This is a genomic window from Comamonas aquatica NBRC 14918 (genome assembly GCF_000739875.1).
In the GTDB taxonomy this organism is placed as follows: domain Bacteria; phylum Pseudomonadota; class Gammaproteobacteria; order Burkholderiales; family Burkholderiaceae_C; genus Comamonas; species Comamonas aquatica.
Genome location: NZ_BBJR01000034.1, coordinates 20,149 through 37,327, shown reverse-complemented (window position 1 = coordinate 37,327; position 17,179 = coordinate 20,149). Strand labels below are relative to the sequence as shown.

Sequence of the window (17,179 nt, the reverse complement as noted above, 5' to 3'; positions counted from 1 at the left end):
AGAGAATAAATTTTCACTACGGTTTAGTATGATTAATTATGTATCAAGTTTTAATCATCTAAATTGCCATTCCCCCGTCAACTCCAATTACTTGACCGGTTACATAGCTAGCCATATCGCTGGCTAGAAACAGCGCTACGTTGGCTACCTCTGCGGGCGTACCGATACGCCCCATTTTGATAGAGGCTAACCGCTCAGCGAATTTTTCTGGGCTGATGGAGCGTGCCATGTCGGTGTCGATAAAACCGGGGGCAATTGCATTGACGCGAATATTCTGTGGCACAAGCTCTTTAGCTAACGATTTGGTGATACCGATGATAGCGGCCTTACTGCCGCTATAGACTGCTTGCCCCACTTCACCATAATGCCCCATTATGGAGCTGAAATTGATAATGGCACCACCGCCAGAGCGGGCAATTAAGCGGCTGGCGTATTGGGCGCAGTAAAGCGTACCAAAGGTATTAGTGCCAAAATTACTTGCAATTTGTTGTGGCGTGACCATACCTATGAGTGCGCTATCCAAAACCCCCGCATTAGCAACAAGAATATGAAGTTTTTGATGGATGCGAAACACGGCTTGAAAGGCATCGCGAACGCTGTGCGGGTCGGCCACGTTACAGGTAATGGCTTGCACCTGAGCATCGTCTTGGGATGTGCGTATCTGTGCGCATGCCTGCTCCAAGGTCGCCATAGAGCGGCCCATCAACACAATATGCGCTCCAGCTTGGGAAAACGTTTGGGCTGTGGCAAAACCAATACCGCGGGATGCGCCGGTGATAACAGCAATTTTGCCTTTAAGTAGTTGAGGGTGGGTACTCATATGATCGGTTTTTTGGGAAGTGAGCGCTGTGCTACGACCAAATATTGTCCGCGTACCGCAATCATTTGATTGTCGGGCGCAGGGTGTCGAACGGCAGTATGTGCATCAATTGTGCAGTTATCACCAACTTGGATTTTGGGGAATATGGTGGCACCAGAGCCCATGAAACTGCCTTCACCCAAAACAGCATCGCCATTAAGTGAGCAGTAGGGTGAGAGGACAGAATGCGCTCCTACTTTGGCACCGTGGCCGACACTGCAAAAAACATTCAGTGCCACATTGTCACCAATAGTCGCACTAGCATTCACGATGCTGTTGGGGCAGATGATTGCCCCTTCGCCAATGTGTGCGGTTGTGGCTACCAGTGCTGAGGGGTGGATATAGGTCAAGAGCTGTGCACCGCGTGTGCGCAGCAGGTCGGCAAGGGTACGCCGAGCGGTGGGGCTGCCGATGGCAATGGTGATGGCATCGCCGACCTGGGGATGGTAGTCCTGAATGTTGCCGAAATACAGCGCTTGTGGGATTTTGTGTAGCACTTCGCAGTCCGGGCCATCGTTCAGGATACCAAGCAGGGGGCGCTGTGATGCTTCTGTGGCGGCCAAATCGGCGGTGATGTAGCTATACATTTCCAGGCCAAAGCCCCCGCCTCCAGCGATAAGAATGCGTGACATGGTTAGCTTCCTTGGGGTGTTGAGTGGGCTTGGGGTGGAAGGCTGATTTGGCGGGTGAAGGCGGTAAACAAGTCCACTCCATCCCAGACCGGTGCAAAACTCAGTGCCTCGCCAAATGGCACGATACGGTCGATGGCACGGGGCGGCAGGCTGTCTACCAAATCCAACAACTCAGCGCGGTTAAAGCCCAAAACAGTCAAGGTTTGCTCCTTGTCGCTCAGTTGCGGGGCCAGTTCGTGCAGGTGGTTCAGGCGTTGTTCCAAAAACAGGCCGTTGCCGCAGTGCAAGTCTTTCATGGCCGGTTGCAGTGCTTGCTCCAGGGTCAGCCGCAACGGGTGCGCTCCGGCGGTTTGCTCCGGGGCCGGGTGTGCCAGCGCCTGTGCGGCCATGTCGAAGGCCGTGCCCAGTCGTGCCATGTGCATGGCGGCGGTGTTCTCCGGCTGCATGCGTGCTACTTGGCTTTGCACCGCAGCCCAAAAGCGTTGCTGTGCCTGGGCGCATTCGCTGGCATGGCCGACCCAGGCCAGCAGCCGGGGGGATGAGCAGGCTTGCTGGGCAAACCAGAAGGCATCGTTATAAAAGGCCGCGGCCTGTTGGTGTAGCGCGGCATCATCGAGTGCCAGCACGGCAGGGGCGTTGATGGCAGCGGCAGAAAAGCGATCGGGAAAGCATAGTTCCGTGGCACTGGGGCGCAAGGGAATGGCGCGGATGGCGGCCACGGTGGCATCGCCACCCCAGACTACGCGACACATGGCGGCTGCGGAGATGGTGTGTGTAACCGCCTCATCGTGCGGGTAAGTCAGCAGCACCACGCGCCCGACGATGGGGTGTCCCGCTGCCTCGTCGGCCAAGGTTTGCTGCAACACGGCCATGATGAAATCGAATTGGGTCGAAGGTTTTTGCGATACCCGTACCCAGTTGACGTTGCCTGCCAGTAGTGCAATCAGCCACGAGTACATGGCAACCGAGTCCACATTGGCTGGAGCTAGGTGAAACACTAGGCCGCGACCGCGCACTATGGCATCTGTCAGCGTTGGGCGGGTTTGCTCCAACTCGCGTAGGCGTGCGGCGCGAAACCAATGCGCCAGTGCGGCTAGTTCTGGGAATTCGCGGATGCGTGGGTGGGTCAGCAGCTTTTGTGAGAACTTGCCAACAAAGGTGACGGCACGCGGGTCAAACGGCTCCCAGGCGGGCAAGGCGTTGCTGTGCGCAAGCGCATCCGGCAGGCTGGAGTCAGGGCGTGCGCCCAGGAAAAAGGTAATCTTCGGCATCGCGTTCATGCTGGAATGGCCCTGGTATCGCTGCAACCGCGCAGTTCTGCCTGAGGCAGACGACCAAGAACGGAGAAGTAACGCCCGTGACGGCCACAGGGGCAATCGTCCTCGCCGTGCAGCACGCCCAGGTCTTCCGTCAGCAGGGAGTGGCCGGGGTAGCTCACCGGCAGGGCGCTCAGGACTTGCACTGCGCCTTCGCGCCCAGGCGGCAGCGGCTCCAGCGTCAGCGGGTCGCGCACGATGACATCGGCAAATGCCGGGGCGTGCAGGTGCCCGTGCTCGCACTCCATGAAGATGGAGCCGACCTGCTCGACCATGCCGTAGTAATTGAAGATGCGCTCCAGCCCCAGGTGTTCGCGCAGCAGCGCCTTGAAAGTGACGTTGTTTACCTGCTGGTCTTGCAGGCGCTTCCAGCCACCACCGTGAATCAGGGTGCTGCCGGGGCCAAAGTCCAGTTTGCGGCCTTGCGCGATGACGGCTTGCAGCAAACGCTGCCAGACCACGAAGGTAAAGCCGAAAGCCAGAATGGGCGCGCCCCGGTGCTGGGCCAGGAAGTCCTGCAAGGCATCTATTTGCAAGTCCAACCCTGCATCCAGGCAGTAATGGTGCTGCCTGCCAAATACGGAGAAGCCCAAAATACCCGCCGCCCGTGCATTAAAGCGGCTGCGGTCTTTGAGCAGATCGGCGCTGTCCACAATCACCATAGGCAGGCGCTGCTTACCCAAAAAACTGGCCATGATGGCCGTCAGCACCCGCGTTTGGCGCAACGAGGTTTCACGGTCCAGATAGATGCGTGAGACGGCTTGCCCAGTCGTGCCGCTGGAGGTCAGGGTTTTGATGATGCTGCTGCGCTCGCTGCTCATCAGGTCTTGGGTTTTGAATAGGCGCACCGGTAGCCACGGCACATCTTCACGGCAGGCCGCAGGGGCTGTGCCAAACATGCGCTGGCGCATGTTGGCGTAAGGCGTGCAGTGCTGGGCGTGCCATGCCGTCAGTGCGTTCAAGGCATCCAGTAGCAGGGGCTGCTTTTGCGCGGTGCTCAGGCTGTAGGGCGGGGTGTCTAGTGCAATCGCCATACCTGGAAAGTCAGGCGTGGCTGTGGGTTGCTGGGGCGGGGTGTTGGCAGGCATGGGCGGCTTCCTCTCAAGCATCGGCCAGCAAGGCGGGGTAGTCTTTTTTGCCGTTGCTCAGGACGGGCAGGCGCTCCACCAGCCTGAACCGACAGAGGCTGTGATGGATGCCGAACCGGCTGGACAGCCATTGTTTCGTGGCCTCTATCAGCGCCTCATCAGCTGCTTCCAGCCAGACCACCAAACGCTCGTCGCGGCCTGATGCCATGACGGGCAGCTCCAGCTTGTTTTGCAACTGCTGCTCCACTTCGTCCAGGCCAATACGGTTGCCCGCCAGCTTGACGAAACGCTTGAGCCGTCCGGTGATGTAGAAAAAGCCCTCATCGTCCTGTTGCGCCATATCGCCGGTGCGCAGCAGGCCGCGTTGCGTGTCGCCTAAGGCCAGATCTCCCCGGCAGTTGGCGTAGCCCAGCATGACGTTGGGGCCGGTGTAAATCAATTCGGAATTAGCAGGGTCGATGTACAGCTGGCCGCCGGGGATGGCAATGCCAATGGAGCCTATTTTTTCTGCCAGCTGATGCGGCGGCATATAGCTGATGCGTGCCGTAGCCTCGGTTTGCCCGTACATGACGAAGAAGCGCCAGCCGCGCGCATCAGCCAATTGGGCAAAGGCGCGGATCAGCTTGTCATCGAGCCTCCCGCCAGCTTGGGTTAGGGTGCGCAGCGAAGGGAAGTCTTGCTTGCTGAAGCCGGTGCGCCACAGCATCTGATAGATGGTGGGAACACCTGATAGCGAGGTAACGGCCTGTGCGCGGATGGTTTCGGCAAATGCGGGCGATAGGACACTGACGTTTTGCAGCACCAGACTGGCACCGGCGTGCAAATGGCTGTTGATGACCGAAAGGCCGTAGGAATAGTGGGGTGGGAGCATGGTCAGTGCCCGTTCATCCGGGGTCAGGCCCAGGTATTGGGCAATGGCAGTAGCGTTGGCCTGAAGGTTGCCGTAGGACAGGCGTACCAGCTTTGGACCGCCCGTGCTGCCGGAGGTACTGAGTAAAAGCGCCAGTTCGGGGGCCAGGTTGGTTTTGTGATTGGCGGGATACTGCAGTTGAGTGAGGGGCAAGTCGGCTCCCCTTAAAGGTGTTGCCTGGAGATGCTCCCCCATCACCCAGTTCGGCTGGTAATGCGCTTGCAGGCTGGCCGCCAAGGCCGGGGCTATGCCCGCAGGTAGTAACAGTGGGACATGGCGTGCCTGCAGGCAGGCTAAGTAGGCCACCAGACTGCCCAGGGTGTTGCTGGTAAGCAGCAGGCCGAGTTGTCGTGGGCCCAGACCGCGCAACTGCTGTGCTGCTGCTGCGACGCGCTGCGAGAGCTCGGTGTAGCTGATGGCTAAGCCGCGCTCGTCAACGATGGCTGTGTTGTGCTGGTGGTTTGGGCGAGTATCCCAGAACATCGTATGCGTCATGGAGGAGCACATTAAAGATGCTTTGCGACAATTTCTTTGGCTTTTGCAAAACTGCTCATGTCAATCACGTCTTCAGCGTCAATCATGATGTCAAAACCCTCTTCGATGGCGGCCACCAAGGCCATATGTGCTACCGAGTCCCATTGTGGAATGGTTGCATATTTTAATTCATCATGAATTTCTTCAATTTTGATATTTAAACTGGTTGAAAAAATATTACGAAGTTTTTCTTTCATTTTATTTGCTCATGGATAGGTTTAAGTCAGTACCCTACTCTCCCCAGACTGCCCATGAGCAGTAAGGTTGTAGTGGAGTTCTTTTTAGTTTTAAATTTTTTAATCCTAGTGTTTCTCTTAGGGCGATTGTCTCTCCTGGGAAATGTTCGCAATTTAATTCATCAAAAACAAGAATAGAGCCTTTGGTTAGTCTATCTGAAATTAAATTTAAAACGTCCCTGGTAGGAGTGTATAAATCGGTATCAAAGATAGCCATTGATATAATTGAGTGAGGATTTTTTTTGAGCCACTCTGGAAAAGTTATACTAATATCTCCTTTAATGAGTTCATGTTTTTTAATATGAGGCATTGGAGAATTTTTTTCATGTGAGTTTAAAATATTTTCTAGAATTTTTTCATAATTATCTATTGTTGAGTAGTCACCAATGCCCCACATCTTCTCAGAATTTTGAAGAGAGTCATGGTCAGATATAGATGGAAATCCTTCAAAAGTATCAAAGCCAATTATTTTTCTTGATATATTAAAGGGTTCATAAATAGAGCGCAAATTAGTTAAAGTGGTCATGGTTGCGCCCCATTGCACTCCAAATTCACATATTACGCCTGGAGTATTAACAATATTCTTATAAAGTTCTGAGTAGTAGAGCGTCCGGGCAAGAGTTTGAACCTTCATTCCGACCATTGAGTGAATATGCCAATGCGGCCCAAATTTTGGTAATAGATCACTTAAAATTAAACGTAAATTTTCATTGTTGATGATTTCTGTATTTGTTTTTTGAGAAAGTTCATTTGATTTTTTCATATTTTTCATTTGGTAAATTTGATAATTAATTAAAAATTATCCTACTGATTGTTAATAATTGATTTTTAGTAATTTTTGGATAAATCGGTAAGCACAATACTTGTCTTGAAAATTTTTCGGCAATAGTTATATTTTCAGCTGCTGCTGAAAGAAGCCCACGGTACATAGAAAAATCAGTAATCAACGGATAAAAATACCGCCGTGCATAAATACCATTCTCTTTAAGCTTTTCATACAAAGCATCTCGGCTTAAAGGGTATTCAGGCCCAATAAGAATCGGAAAGTATGAATGGTTGGCGACAGTCTGGTGGCCTTGGGGTAAGCAGGTAATTCCTGGCACATGTGCCAGTTGCTCGCGGTAATAGGCATCAATTTCGGCCCGGCGCTGCATGACATGTGGCATATGTTCCAGTTGCAGCAAGCCAAAGGCGGCGTTGATTTCGCTCATCTTGCCGTTGATGCCTGGAGCGACAACGGTGACCTCGTCCACAAAGCCAAAGTTTTTCAGGTGATCAATGCGCTGTTTGGTTTTGGCATCGTGGCAGATGATGGCGCCGCCTTCAAAGGTGTTGAAGACCTTGGTGGCGTGAAAGCTCAGTACCGATAGGTCGCCGTGGCGCAAGATGCTGCCTCCGGCATCTTGCACGCCAAAGGCATGGGCCGCATCGTAGATGACGCGCAGGTTGTAGTTGTCGGCAATTTTTTGAATCGCTGTGGTGTCGCAGGGGTTGCCGTAGCAGTGCACGGGCAGGATGGCGGTGGTTTGCGGGGTGATGGCCGCTTCGATTTTGGCGGGGTCCAGGTTGAGGGTGTGCGGCTCGATATCGACAAACACGGGTGTGCAGTTTTGCCATAGCAAGGCGTGGGCCGTGGCAACAAAAGAGTAGGGGGTGGTAATCACTTCCCCCTGAATGCGCAGCGCTTGCAGGGCGGTAATCAGAGCCAGGGTGCCGTTGCTAAACAGGCTGATGTGCGGCACCCCCAGATAGCGGCACAGTGCTTGTTCGAGTTGCTGGTGAAAGGGGCCGCCGTTGGTCAGTACTTTATTGGCCCAGATTTGCTCCAGGTAGGGGATGAACTCCTCCAAGGGGGGCAGGTAGGGCTGGGTAACGTAGATTTTTTCTGCTGCCATGGCATGGGGGCGCCTTGCGGCGTCATAGGGTGAACCTTCGCAACAAGCGTAGCAGCACGTATTCCTGGCAAAAGGGCAAGAAGACAGGGGAAAGTAGAAGTGTTCTGCTATTAGGAGCCGGGGAATTTCTCTGCCGCACCACTAAAAAAAAGCTGCTCAAGCCTGCATCTTCTGAGTTCCAGATGACGAGATCTGAAAGCCAGAGAAAACAAGCGTGAGCAGCTATTTGGTCGCGCCGGCGTGGTTGGCGCCGTTTTTAGATGCTTAGCCCTGCAGCAGCTTCAGCACGTTTTGCGGAATTTGATTGGCCTGGGCTACCATCGCAGTGCCTGCTTGCTGCAGGATTTGCGTGCGACTCAGATTGGCGGTTTCCTTGGCGAAATCCGTATCCACGATACGGCCACGTGCGGCCGAGAGGTTCTCGACTTGTACATCAATGTTGTTGACGGCTGTCTCAAAACGCGTCTGGATGGCGCCTAAGGTGGCGCGAGCGCCGTTGACTTGGTCGATCGCACTGTCGATTTTTTTCAGCGCAGTCCATGCACCGGCTTGGGTTCTCACGTCAATCGTATCAATACCTGAGTCGTTGTAGACCGCGCCAACGGCGGTGGTATTGCTGCCGCCGATGGCAGTTGCTGTGTTGTCCAGGCCCGTGGTCGATGCATCGAAACCGCCGAAAGAGATAGAGACGGGAATGCCATCTTTGTCGAGCTTTTCGGAGCGCAGTTCCACTTTATAGGTTTCGGTGCCTTCGTTCTTGGTGAGGTAGGCGGTGACGCCGGAGTCGGCGGTCTTATTGTTAATGGCTTCAATGACTTGACCCAGGCGCTCCTGACGGCTTTCGGCCGCTGGCAGGTCGTTCAGGTCAATGGTCTGCCCTGGGGGGGCGACAGTAATTTTCAGACCGGATACACCAGACGCAAAGCCGGACAAAGCGGTGGCGCCTGTCGCGGTGTCCACGGAGGTGATATCAGTACCAGCATAGCTGATGCTCGAGAGTTGGCTGGAGCGAGTGTCGACCAGTGCGCCCAAGGTGATGTTGTCGCCCGAGTTGGCGCCTACCTGAAATACTGCACCAGCGAAGCTGCCATCCAGCACCTTTTGACCGTTGAAATTGGTTTGCTTGGCCACGCGGTCAATTTCGTCCGACATTTGCTTGACTTCAGCTTGCAGTGCGGCACGGTCGGACGCACTGTTGGTGGCGTTGCCGGCTTGCACGGCCAGCTCACGCATGCGTTGCAGCATGTCGCCAATCTTGCCCAAAGCGCCTTCTGTGGTCTGTGCCAGCGAGATGCCGTCGTTGGCATTGCGCGAGGCCACGGTCATGCCTTTGACTTGCGTGTTCATGCGCTCGGCAATCGCCAGGCCCGCGGCATCGTCCTTGGCGCTGTTGACGCGCAGCCCTGATGACAGGCGCTGCATGGTCGTGTTCAGGGACTGCCCCGAGAGCGTCAGATTGCGCTGAGCGTTGATCGAGGCGATGTTTGTATTGATTGTTGCGGCCATTGCTGTGATTCCTTCAGTTAGGCAGAAAACGGAGGATGCGAGTTGCTTCGCGTCACCTAGAAACCATGGGCGCTGAGAGGCGGACAGGCAACAGGAGCGATGGAGGCATTCTTTCCTGCCTGCCTTGCGGGTATTGCTGGAATAAGCGTGGGGTTTGGGGTTCTTCTTGTGGTTTTGTGGGTCTTATTGGTTCAAAAAATATAGCTACAAATCCTTTGTGGATAAGTGTTTAATACTATTTTTCATAAACCTGCTAAAGATTTCTGGTCGGTGCCCGATAAACCATGTGTACGCAGCAGGCACCACATGCCGCAACGGCCCACAGAGGTCAGGCAGCCTGGATGCGACAAGCAAAACTTGTTCAAACACTGCCCGTTTAAAGGAATCGCACCATGGCCATGACCATCAATACCAATGTTGTCTCGATCAACGCTCAGCGCAATCTGGGTTTGTCGGGCGGCTCGCTGTCCACCTCCATGCAACGTCTGTCGTCGGGTCTGCGCGTCAACAGCGCCAAGGACGATGCCGCGGGCTTGGCGATTGCCGAGCGCATGAGCACCCAGGTGCGTGGTTTTGCGGTGGCCTCGCGCAATGCCAACGACGGCATCTCGCTGGCGCAAACCGCGGAAGGCGCCTTGGGCAAGGTGGGCGACATGCTGCAGCGCATGCGTGAGCTGGCCGTGCAAGCGGGCAACGCCACCAACAGCAAGAGTGACCGCGAAGCGCTCAATGCCGAGCTGGTGCAACTGCGCGATGAGGTGGATCGCGTGGCCAAAACCACCAGTTTTAACGGCAAAAAAGTGCTGGACGGCAGCTTCACCGGTGGCGTGTTCCAGGTGGGTGCCAACTCGGGTGACAACATCACGGTGGGGGCTTTGGCCAATACCAAGGTGGATCAGCTGGGTAAAACGGAGTTTGGTACAAGTTCCGTTACCGGTATTGCTGATGCTTCTAAAACAGCTGCAGCCAACAATATGACCAACGCCGATGTGATCATCAATATCACCGGTGCCAACAAGGTCAGCGCACAGGTGACGATTGCCAAAGATGAGAACGTAACCGGTGATGAAGCACTGGGCCGCGTGATTCAGGCGATTAACTCCAAAACGGCAGACACCGGCATCGTGGCTTTTCTGGCCGATGACGGTAAGTCCATCCAATACCGTGCTGAAAAAGATGCTGATGGCGTGCTGGCCAGTGCTGCTATCGCTGTGTCTGGTGCGGCGGCTGGTGTGACGGCGCTGTTGGCACAACCCACGACTGCCAACACCGACCAAACCGGTATCCACAAAATGGACATCAAAACCCAAACGGGTGCCTGGGAGTCGCTGCAGCGCATTGACAGTGCCCTGGACAAAGTCAGCGCTGCCCGTGCCGAGCTGGGCGCTATCCAGACCCGATTTGAAAAGTCGATTGAAAACATCGACATCATGCAAGAGAACATCTCAGCGGCTCGCGGTCGCATCACCGATGCGGACTTTGCCAAGGAAACGGCCAACCTGAGCCGCACGCAAATCCTGCAGCAGGCCGGCACCGCCATGGTGGCCCAGGCGAACCAACTGCCACAGAACGTGCTGAAGCTGCTGCAGTAAAGAGAACTGTATGCCCTGCTGGGTGGCCGCCTCTTCATCGGTTACCGGGCGGGGTATGACGAAAACGGGTGGTGCAAGCTGCCTGCAAAAAAAGCCTAGCTCAAGCATTTGGAAAACATATTTCAAAGCTTGGGCGAAGGTGTATCACTAGAAGTGAATCCTAAGAAGGGGAATCGAAATGGGTATGTCAATTAACACCAATGTGGTGTCCATCAACGCCCAGCGCAATCTGGGCTTGTCCGGCGGCTCGCTGGCAACTTCCATGCAGCGCCTGTCTTCGGGCCTGCGTGTGAACAGCGCCAAAGACGATGCTGCTGGCCTGGCCATTGCCGAGCGCATGAACACCCAGGTCAAAGGCCTGGCGGTGGCCTCGCGCAATGCCAACGACGGCATCTCGCTGGCACAAACGGCCGAAGGCGCTTTGGGCAAAGTGGGCGACATGCTGCAGCGCATGCGCGAGCTGGCCGTGCAATCGGGCAACGCCACCAACAGCAAAACCGACCGCGAAGCGCTGCAAGCGGAATTGAAGCAACTGCGCGATGAAGTGGACCGTGTGGCCAAAACCACCAGCTTCAACGGTGCCAAGCTGCTGGACGGCAGCTTCACGGGGGCGGTGTTCCAGGTGGGTGCCAACTCGGGCGACAACATCACGGTGGGGGCACTGGCCAATACCAAGGTGGATAAGCTGGGCAAGGCCAACTATGCGGAGGCTGAGATTGCGAAAGCAGCGGTGTCGATCGCAGGCACCATGATGACGGGCGCCACACCGATCACCGTGACCATTACCGGGGCCGATGGTGCGTCGGCAAAGGCAACCATTGCCAATTCGAGCGATGCAACCAATGAAGAAGCATTGGGCAAAGTGCTCCAGGCGATCAACTCGAAAACTGCCGATACCGGAGTGACTGCCTTCTTGGAAGATGGCGCGGTTAAGTTCCGTGGCACCATCAAAGATGGTGGTACCTACCAGGCGATCAACGTTGCCTTGAGCGGTGGCACCTCTGCAGCGCTGGGAACCATTTCTGGTGATGCCCAAAAGAACACTGTGGGTATTCACGATGTGGATATTGGTACCCAAAAAGGTGCGTGGGATGCGCTGCAGAAAATCGACAGTGCCATCAACAAAGTCAATACCGCCCGGGGCGAGCTGGGTGCCATCCAGACGCGTTTTGAGAAAACGGTGGAAAACATCGACATTCAAAACGAGAACCTGACCGCTGCCCGGGGCCGCGTGGTGGATGCCGACTTTGCGCAAGAAACCGCCAACTTGAGCCGCACGCAGATCCTGCAACAGGCAGGTACTGCCATGGTGGCCCAGGCCAACCAGTTGCCCCAGCAGGTGCTGAGTCTGCTGCGTTAAGTGGCGGTACGGTCTGCCGGCCTCTACAGGGTGGCAGACCGAGGATAGTTTTGCTTTTGATGGCAGCCGCCAGGTGTCTGGTGGCTGCCTTTTTTCTTTTCTATTGCGCGATGCATGCCTCGAATGCCGGCAGGATGCTCTCGGCAAGTCGGGGCAGAGTGTTTGCGCAGTCGAGCCCTGCTGCTGTTGCTGGCGGCAAGGCGTATGGCCTAGTGGATGATGTGGGTGCGGTCCAGGCTCAAGTTGGCGCGGCGGCTGCCGATAAAACGGTATGGCCTCTTGAGGCCGCTGGCTGCGTAGGCAGGTCACCTGGATTGGCGGGTGCTAGAGGTTTTGTTTGGGCTTTTGCGTGAACGCCAATCCGACGACAATCAGCTTGTTCTACGCGTGATTTGGGTCATTGCGGGTACTTAATGCAACAGGAGTCTTCATCATGGCAATTTCATCGGCAGGTATCGGTAGCGGGTTGGACGTTGCCAAAATCGTCGAGCAGATGGTGACTGCTGAAAAAATACCGCTGAAGAAGCTCGAATCCAAGGCCGAAGGCATTCAGACCCAGATTTCCACCTACGGTGAAATCAAATCACTGACCTCTAAGTTGGGGGATATCGTTTCCAAACTGACCCGCGACAGCGCGTGGAATGGGGTGAATATTTCCTCCAGCAATTCCACCATCTCTGGGAGCATGACGGGGATTGCCGCGCCAGGGACTTACAACATCCAAGTCACGCAGCTGGCGCAGGCTCAGACCACGGTGGTAGGGGGGGCGGGCGCCGCGGCTTTGGCCAAAGACGAAACGATGGGGGCGTCTGGAAAACTCACTCTCAAGAAAGGCGTGGGTGCGAATGAGGTGGTCAAGGCGCTGGATATTTCCAGCTCGGATACGTTGACCAAAATTGCTGCCAAGGTCAACGAGGCCGGCATGGGGATCCAGGCCTCGGTGGTGACGGACGTGGATGGCAAGGAGCGCCTGATGCTGCGTTCCAAAGACAGTGGAACCGGCAATAGTTTTACGGTTGGTATTGACCCGGCTTTGACGAAGCTGGGGCAGACAAATTCGCAGCTTGCCCAAAATGCGGTGGTCAAGCTGAACGGGGTGACTGTGGAGTCGAACAGCAACACGTTTGCCAACACGATTCCGGGGATGTCTTTCTCAGTGTCGGAGATCACCACGAATTCCGCGACCATGACGGTGAAGACGGATACCGAGGCCATCAAGAAGAGCTTGCAAGAGTTTGTGGATGCGTACAACGAGCTCAACGATTTGCTGTCTAAGTCGACCAAGTACACCGAGGAGACCAAAACCGCAGGCGTTCTGCAGGGTGATAGTGCAACGGTGAGCTTGCAAAATACGTTGCGGATGTTGACCCAAGGTATTTCTGGTAGCACAGGAGCGTTGACACGTCTTTCCGATATTGGCATTCAAATGCGTGAAGGTGGTGGTTTGACGGTGGACAGCACCAAGCTGGACAAAGGCTTGGCGAATGTCGATGACTTAAAAGCCTTGTTCGCCAATAAGGCCAATAGCATGGGTCAAGGGGGGGGGGTTGCCGTGAACTTCAAGGAGGTGACGGACAAACTCTTGGCATTTGACGGCACGCTCAATTCGAAGACCGACTCGCTGGAGCGCACACTCAAAAGTAATGGCGCCGAGCAAGATAAGGTGAATAAACGTGCAACAACCTTGGAAGAGCGTCTTTATAAACAGTATTCGGCGCTGGATGGCAAGATGTCTTCGCTGAATGCCCTGAACTCCTACGTCTCGCAGATGGTGACGACGTGGAACAAGTCCTCGAGCTGATTCGGGTACCAGGTTATTTTTCGGATTTTTTGAGTTCGGGCGTGTGGCTGTGCAATCCAAGCAGAACGTGCCCGAACTAGAGTAAGGAACAACACATGTTTTCTTCTGCAAGCTACGGGGCAGCCAATGCCTATCGTCAGGTGGGGGCCCACTCGGGTGTGGAGAATGCTTCCCCGCACCAACTGATCCAGATGCTGTTTGATGGCTTATTCCAGTCGCTGAACGCGGCGCGTGGCGCCATCGAGCGTGGTGAGGTGGAGGAAAAGGGGCGCCATATTTCCAAATCCGTGCGCATTTTGCAAGAGGGTTTGGTCATGGGTCTGGACCTCGAAAAAGGTGGTGAATTGGCGGCTAATCTGAAGCTGCTGTATGACTATTCTGTGGCCCAATTGACCAAGGCAAACATCCACAATGATGTGGCATTGGTGGAAGACGTTATCAAGGTTTTGCAGCCCGTGGCGCAAGGCTGGAAAGAGATTGGAACCGCAGCCAACCCCGTGATGTGAGGGGGTGCTGTGCAGGAGAACAGATTGCTCGATTACTACAAGGCCATTGAGGCCAAGAGTGCCGAAATGCTGGCAGCAGCGATGCAGCAAAACTGGGACTGCGTGGTGGAATGTGAGAAGTCGTGCGCCGTGCTCATTGGCGAGCTGCGTGTGCAGTCGCAGGAGCTGGTGCTGACGCCGGCGCAGCGCAAGGAAAAGACGCGCATCATGCAGAGCATCTTGCGCAATGACGCGCAGATCCGGGTGTTGGCCGAGCCGTGGCTGGCGACGCTGGAGTACATGGGCAAGGTGCCGGCCAGCTCGGTGCTGCACTGAGGTGGGCGCTGCGTCCTGCTAGGTGGTTAAGTCCTTGGTGGGGACACAAGCCGCATGCTGCAAGGCATGCGGCTTTTTTCATGGGTTCGCCTGCGGCAGTCGGAACCAGGCACCGGCGTGGTCAGTGTCGCTGAAACGGCCGGCAGCTGAGGTGCAATACTTTTGATAGCTGTCGGCGCCCTGCTATTCATGGTTTTAATGCATCAACGACCTGAATCGTCCAGTGGATGTGCGCGGTGTGCTCATCTTTTCTGAGCTGAAAGGCCTGTGGACCTGCTTGCGTGGCGATGGGCAGTGGCCAGGTTTGCGCGCAAAAAAGACCGCAACCCGAGGGTGCGGTCATCAAGATTTTGAGAGTGAGTGAGCGTTAGGGCGGGGCGCAGGCCAGGGTGGCCATTCGCCCTGCACCGGCAGGTGCTCAGACCTGCATGTTCATGACATCGGTGTAAGCCTGCACCAGGCGGTTGCGCACATGCAGGGTGGCTTGGAAGCCGATTTGCGCCTTCTGCATGGCCACCATGGTTTCTTCCAGGCTGACCGAGGGATTTTCCATCTGCACTTCTTGCTGCAGGTGGCTGGAGTGGTTCTGGGCGGCGCTGACGGAGCGCAGCGCGTTTTCCAGGGCGTGGCTGAAACCATGGCCGTCTGCTTCGGCCTGCTGCACAGGCTTGGTCAGGCGTTGGGCCATATCGCTGGAAATGGGTGTCAGCGCAGAGTTGGTGCTTTGCAGGCGCAGGTCCATGGTGTTCATCCCTAGGTTGTTCTTGATTGATGGCGCAATCGTAGGCAAATGCAAACCTGGCATCTGTGTGAATAAATGGGGAAACGGCCGCCTTATCGGGGGAACGGTGGCGTGGGAAGTCCGAATAATCGGCGGCACGTTGGGCTCCGTGTCGGGCCTGAGCTCCCATTTGGAAAAGAACATGTCTGCAGTTGCTGAAATTCCTGTTGCTGAGAACCCCCCTGCCGCAAGCCCGATGAACTGGCAGCAGCGGGTGGCAAGCCTTGATCGCAATCAGCGCATCCTGATCGGCGCTGTGGGCGCGCTGGTGGTCGCCGGTCTGGTGGCGGCCTTGATGTTCAGCCGCCAGCCCGATTACCGCGTGCTGTTTTCCAATCTGAGCGACAAGGACGGTGGCGCCATCGTCACGCAGCTGGCGGCCATGAACGTGCCCTACAAGTACACCGAAGGTGGTGGTTCGATCATGATCCCCGCGGACCGGGTGCACGATGTGCGCCTGAAGCTGGCGACCCAGGGGCTGCCCAAGGGCGCAGTCTCCGGCTTCGAGATCATGGAGAACAGCAAGTTCGGCATTACCCAGTTCCAGGAGCGCGTGAACTACCAGCGCGGCCTGGAGGGTGAGCTGACCCGCTCCATCATGGGCCTGTCGGCCGTGCAGAATGCCCGCGTGCACCTGGCCCTGCCCAACCAGAATGGTTTTTTCCGTGAGCAGCAAAAGCCTTCGGCCTCCGTGCTGCTGACCCTGTACCCCGGTCGCATGCTGGACCGCACGCAGATCGCGGGCATCGTGCACCTGATTTCTTCCAGCGTGCCGGAAATGCTGCCCAGCGCGGTCAGCGTGCTGGACGACTCGGGCAAGCTGCTGTCGCAGACGGGCAACCCCGAAGATAGCCCCGTCAACGTCCAGCAGCTGATGTACCAGCAACAGCTGGAAAAGCAGTACACCCAGCGCATTCTGGACATCCTGGAGCCGGTGGTCGGCAAAGGCAATGTGAAGGCGCAGGTGACGGCCGAGCTGGACTTCTCGCGCACCGAATCGACCTCGGAACTGCATGCCCCCAACCAGGGTCAGGCCGCCAGCGCGGTGCGCAGCCAGCAGGTGCTGGAAAGCACTGGCGAGAAAGAGCCCGTGCCCCCGACCGGCGTGCCCGGTGCCACGAGCAACCAGCCCCCGCAGAACGCGGCAGCGCCCATCAACGGCGCGGCCCCCACGCTGCAGGCGGCCAACGGCCAGCAGACCAACATCATGGCCATTCCCGGCAGCAAGCGCGAATCGGTCACCAACTATGAAGTGGACAAGACCGTGCGCGTGACCCGCAACAGCACGGGCTCCATCAAGCGCATGACGGCCGCGGTGGTGGTGAACTACCTGCCCGGCACAGCGGCCGAGGCTGGCGCGGCCGTGACGCCCCAGGCCATGTCCGAGGCGCAGCAGGCCCAGATGCTGGCCCTGGTGCGCGAGACCATCGGTTTCAACGCGGAGCGCGGGGATTCGGTCAACCTGATGAACGCGCCCTTCCAGCAGGAGCTGCGCCTGGCTTCGGACCTGCCGATCTGGCAGCAGCCCGAAACGATCGATCTGGTGCGCTCCATCGCCTGGCCGGTGGGCCTGGTGCTGGCGGCCCTGATCCTGATGTTCGGCGTGGTGCGTCCGATCCTCAAGGCCCGCAAGAAGAAGGAGCTGGCCCAGCAGCTGGATCTGCTGGAGGCCGAAGAGCTGGAGCGCCCAGCGCTGGCCGCGCCGCCCAAGCCGGGCGAGCCCACCCCCGAGGAGCTGCGCCTGGAGCAGGCGCGTGCCCTGGCCAAGCAGAACCCGATTGCCGTGGCCAACATCGTCAAGACCTGGGTCAATGGCAGCGATGGCAGCCACTGATCCTGACCACTGGC

16 protein-coding genes are annotated in these 17,179 nt (G+C 56.4%); 6 read left to right on the top strand and 10 right to left on the bottom strand.

The window, feature by feature from the left end:
• Positions 1-58: 58 nt before the first annotated feature.
• The 9 genes from CA2_RS05545 to CA2_RS05515 all read right to left on the bottom strand — a co-directional run bounded on the left by CA2_RS05545 (position 59) and on the right by CA2_RS05515 (position 8,976).
• On the bottom strand, positions 59-820 hold the full coding sequence (locus CA2_RS05545) for an SDR family NAD(P)-dependent oxidoreductase (RefSeq protein WP_042413574.1): 762 nt from the start codon (positions 818-820) through the stop codon (positions 59-61).
• Positions 817-1,491 carry an acetyltransferase gene (locus CA2_RS17470; protein ID WP_081888880.1) on the bottom strand — a complete coding sequence of 225 codons (675 nt, stop codon included), beginning with the start codon at positions 1,489-1,491 and terminating at the stop codon, positions 817-819. The genes CA2_RS05545 and CA2_RS17470 overlap by 4 nt, the downstream gene beginning before the upstream one ends.
• A 2-nt stretch (positions 1,492-1,493) precedes the next feature.
• A complete protein-coding gene (locus tag CA2_RS05540; protein ID WP_156105964.1) occupies positions 1,494-2,867 on the bottom strand; it encodes an acyl-CoA reductase in 1,374 nt (457 codons plus the stop codon).
• Entirely contained in the window at positions 2,768-3,895 is a 1,128-nt protein-coding gene (locus tag CA2_RS05535) for a LuxE/PaaK family acyltransferase (protein WP_245620890.1), read from the bottom strand. Before CA2_RS05535 ends, CA2_RS05540 begins: the two co-directional genes overlap by 100 nt.
• 13 nt (positions 3,896-3,908) lie before the next feature.
• Positions 3,909-5,300 carry an AMP-binding protein gene (locus tag CA2_RS05530; RefSeq protein ID WP_169741448.1) on the bottom strand — a complete coding sequence of 464 codons (1,392 nt, stop codon included), beginning with the start codon at positions 5,298-5,300 and terminating at the stop codon, positions 3,909-3,911.
• Between the two features lie 11 nt (positions 5,301-5,311).
• Entirely contained in the window at positions 5,312-5,536 is a 225-nt protein-coding gene (locus CA2_RS05525; protein ID WP_042413567.1) for an acyl carrier protein, read from the bottom strand.
• A gap of 34 nt (positions 5,537-5,570) precedes the next feature.
• Positions 5,571-6,347 carry a TylF/MycF/NovP-related O-methyltransferase gene (locus tag CA2_RS17465; RefSeq protein ID WP_081888879.1) on the bottom strand — a complete coding sequence of 259 codons (777 nt, stop codon included), beginning with the start codon at positions 6,345-6,347 and terminating at the stop codon, positions 5,571-5,573.
• A 16-nt stretch (positions 6,348-6,363) separates the two neighbouring features.
• Positions 6,364-7,470 carry a DegT/DnrJ/EryC1/StrS family aminotransferase gene (locus CA2_RS05520; protein ID WP_042413564.1) on the bottom strand — a complete coding sequence of 369 codons (1,107 nt, stop codon included), beginning with the start codon at positions 7,468-7,470 and terminating at the stop codon, positions 6,364-6,366.
• Positions 7,471-7,734: 264 nt separating this feature from the next.
• Complete coding sequence (locus CA2_RS05515; protein ID WP_042413561.1) at positions 7,735-8,976, bottom strand: flagellin; 1,242 nt, start codon at positions 8,974-8,976, stop codon at positions 7,735-7,737.
• Between the two features lie 392 nt (positions 8,977-9,368).
• On the opposite strand from CA2_RS05515, the gene CA2_RS05510 reads away from it, so the two are divergent.
• From CA2_RS05510 to CA2_RS05490, 5 genes are all read left to right on the top strand, one after another.
• Positions 9,369-10,568 carry a flagellin gene (locus CA2_RS05510; RefSeq protein ID WP_042413558.1) on the top strand — a complete coding sequence of 400 codons (1,200 nt, stop codon included), beginning with the start codon at positions 9,369-9,371 and terminating at the stop codon, positions 10,566-10,568.
• 178 nt (positions 10,569-10,746) lie between these two features.
• Positions 10,747-11,928: a flagellin gene (locus CA2_RS05505; protein WP_042413555.1), complete on the top strand. Its 1,182-nt coding sequence runs from the start codon at positions 10,747-10,749 to the stop codon at positions 11,926-11,928.
• Positions 11,929-12,361: 433 nt separating this feature from the next.
• Positions 12,362-13,729, top strand: a complete 1,368-nt coding sequence (gene fliD / locus CA2_RS05500; protein WP_042413553.1) for a flagellar filament capping protein FliD — start codon at positions 12,362-12,364, stop codon at positions 13,727-13,729.
• A 95-nt stretch (positions 13,730-13,824) separates the two neighbouring features.
• Positions 13,825-14,235 (top strand): flagellar export chaperone FliS, encoded by a 411-nt coding sequence (fliS, locus tag CA2_RS05495; protein ID WP_042413551.1) that lies wholly within the window; start codon positions 13,825-13,827, stop codon positions 14,233-14,235.
• Positions 14,236-14,259: 24 nt separating this feature from the next.
• Positions 14,260-14,550, top strand: coding sequence for a flagellar protein FliT (locus CA2_RS05490; protein ID WP_476728541.1), 291 nt, complete (start codon positions 14,260-14,262; stop codon positions 14,548-14,550).
• Positions 14,551-14,968: 418 nt separating this feature from the next.
• On the opposite strand, the gene fliE is transcribed toward CA2_RS05490, so the two are convergent.
• Entirely contained in the window at positions 14,969-15,292 is a 324-nt protein-coding gene (gene fliE, locus CA2_RS05485; protein ID WP_042413820.1) for a flagellar hook-basal body complex protein FliE, read from the bottom strand.
• Positions 15,293-15,473: 181 nt separating this feature from the next.
• On the opposite strand from fliE, the gene fliF reads away from it, so the two are divergent.
• Positions 15,474-17,165, top strand: coding sequence for a flagellar basal-body MS-ring/collar protein FliF (gene fliF, locus CA2_RS05480; RefSeq protein ID WP_042413815.1), 1,692 nt, complete (start codon positions 15,474-15,476; stop codon positions 17,163-17,165).
• Positions 17,166-17,179: the final 14 nt, after the last annotated feature.

Coding starts and splice junctions, on each gene's coding strand:
- fliE (WP_042413820.1), bottom strand. CDS start 15,292: ATGGACCTGCGCCTGCAAAGCACCAACTCTGCGCTGACACCCATTTCC.
- CA2_RS17470 (WP_081888880.1), bottom strand. CDS start 1,491: ATGTCACGCATTCTTATCGCTGGAGGCGGGGGCTTTGGCCTGGAAATG.
- CA2_RS05525 (WP_042413567.1), bottom strand. CDS start 5,536: ATGAAAGAAAAACTTCGTAATATTTTTTCAACCAGTTTAAATATCAAA.
- fliD (WP_042413553.1), top strand. CDS start 12,362: ATGGCAATTTCATCGGCAGGTATCGGTAGCGGGTTGGACGTTGCCAAA.
- CA2_RS05515 (WP_042413561.1), bottom strand. CDS start 8,976: ATGGCCGCAACAATCAATACAAACATCGCCTCGATCAACGCTCAGCGC.
- fliS (WP_042413551.1), top strand. CDS start 13,825: ATGTTTTCTTCTGCAAGCTACGGGGCAGCCAATGCCTATCGTCAGGTG.
- CA2_RS05535 (WP_245620890.1), bottom strand. CDS start 3,895: ATGCCTGCCAACACCCCGCCCCAGCAACCCACAGCCACGCCTGACTTT.
- CA2_RS05545 (WP_042413574.1), bottom strand. CDS start 820: ATGAGTACCCACCCTCAACTACTTAAAGGCAAAATTGCTGTTATCACC.
- CA2_RS05520 (WP_042413564.1), bottom strand. CDS start 7,470: ATGGCAGCAGAAAAAATCTACGTTACCCAGCCCTACCTGCCCCCCTTG.
- fliF (WP_042413815.1), top strand. CDS start 15,474: ATGTCTGCAGTTGCTGAAATTCCTGTTGCTGAGAACCCCCCTGCCGCA.
- CA2_RS05530 (WP_169741448.1), bottom strand. CDS start 5,300: ATGACGCATACGATGTTCTGGGATACTCGCCCAAACCACCAGCACAAC.
- CA2_RS05510 (WP_042413558.1), top strand. CDS start 9,369: ATGGCCATGACCATCAATACCAATGTTGTCTCGATCAACGCTCAGCGC.
- CA2_RS05505 (WP_042413555.1), top strand. CDS start 10,747: ATGGGTATGTCAATTAACACCAATGTGGTGTCCATCAACGCCCAGCGC.
- CA2_RS17465 (WP_081888879.1), bottom strand. CDS start 6,347: ATGAAAAATATGAAAAAATCAAATGAACTTTCTCAAAAAACAAATACA.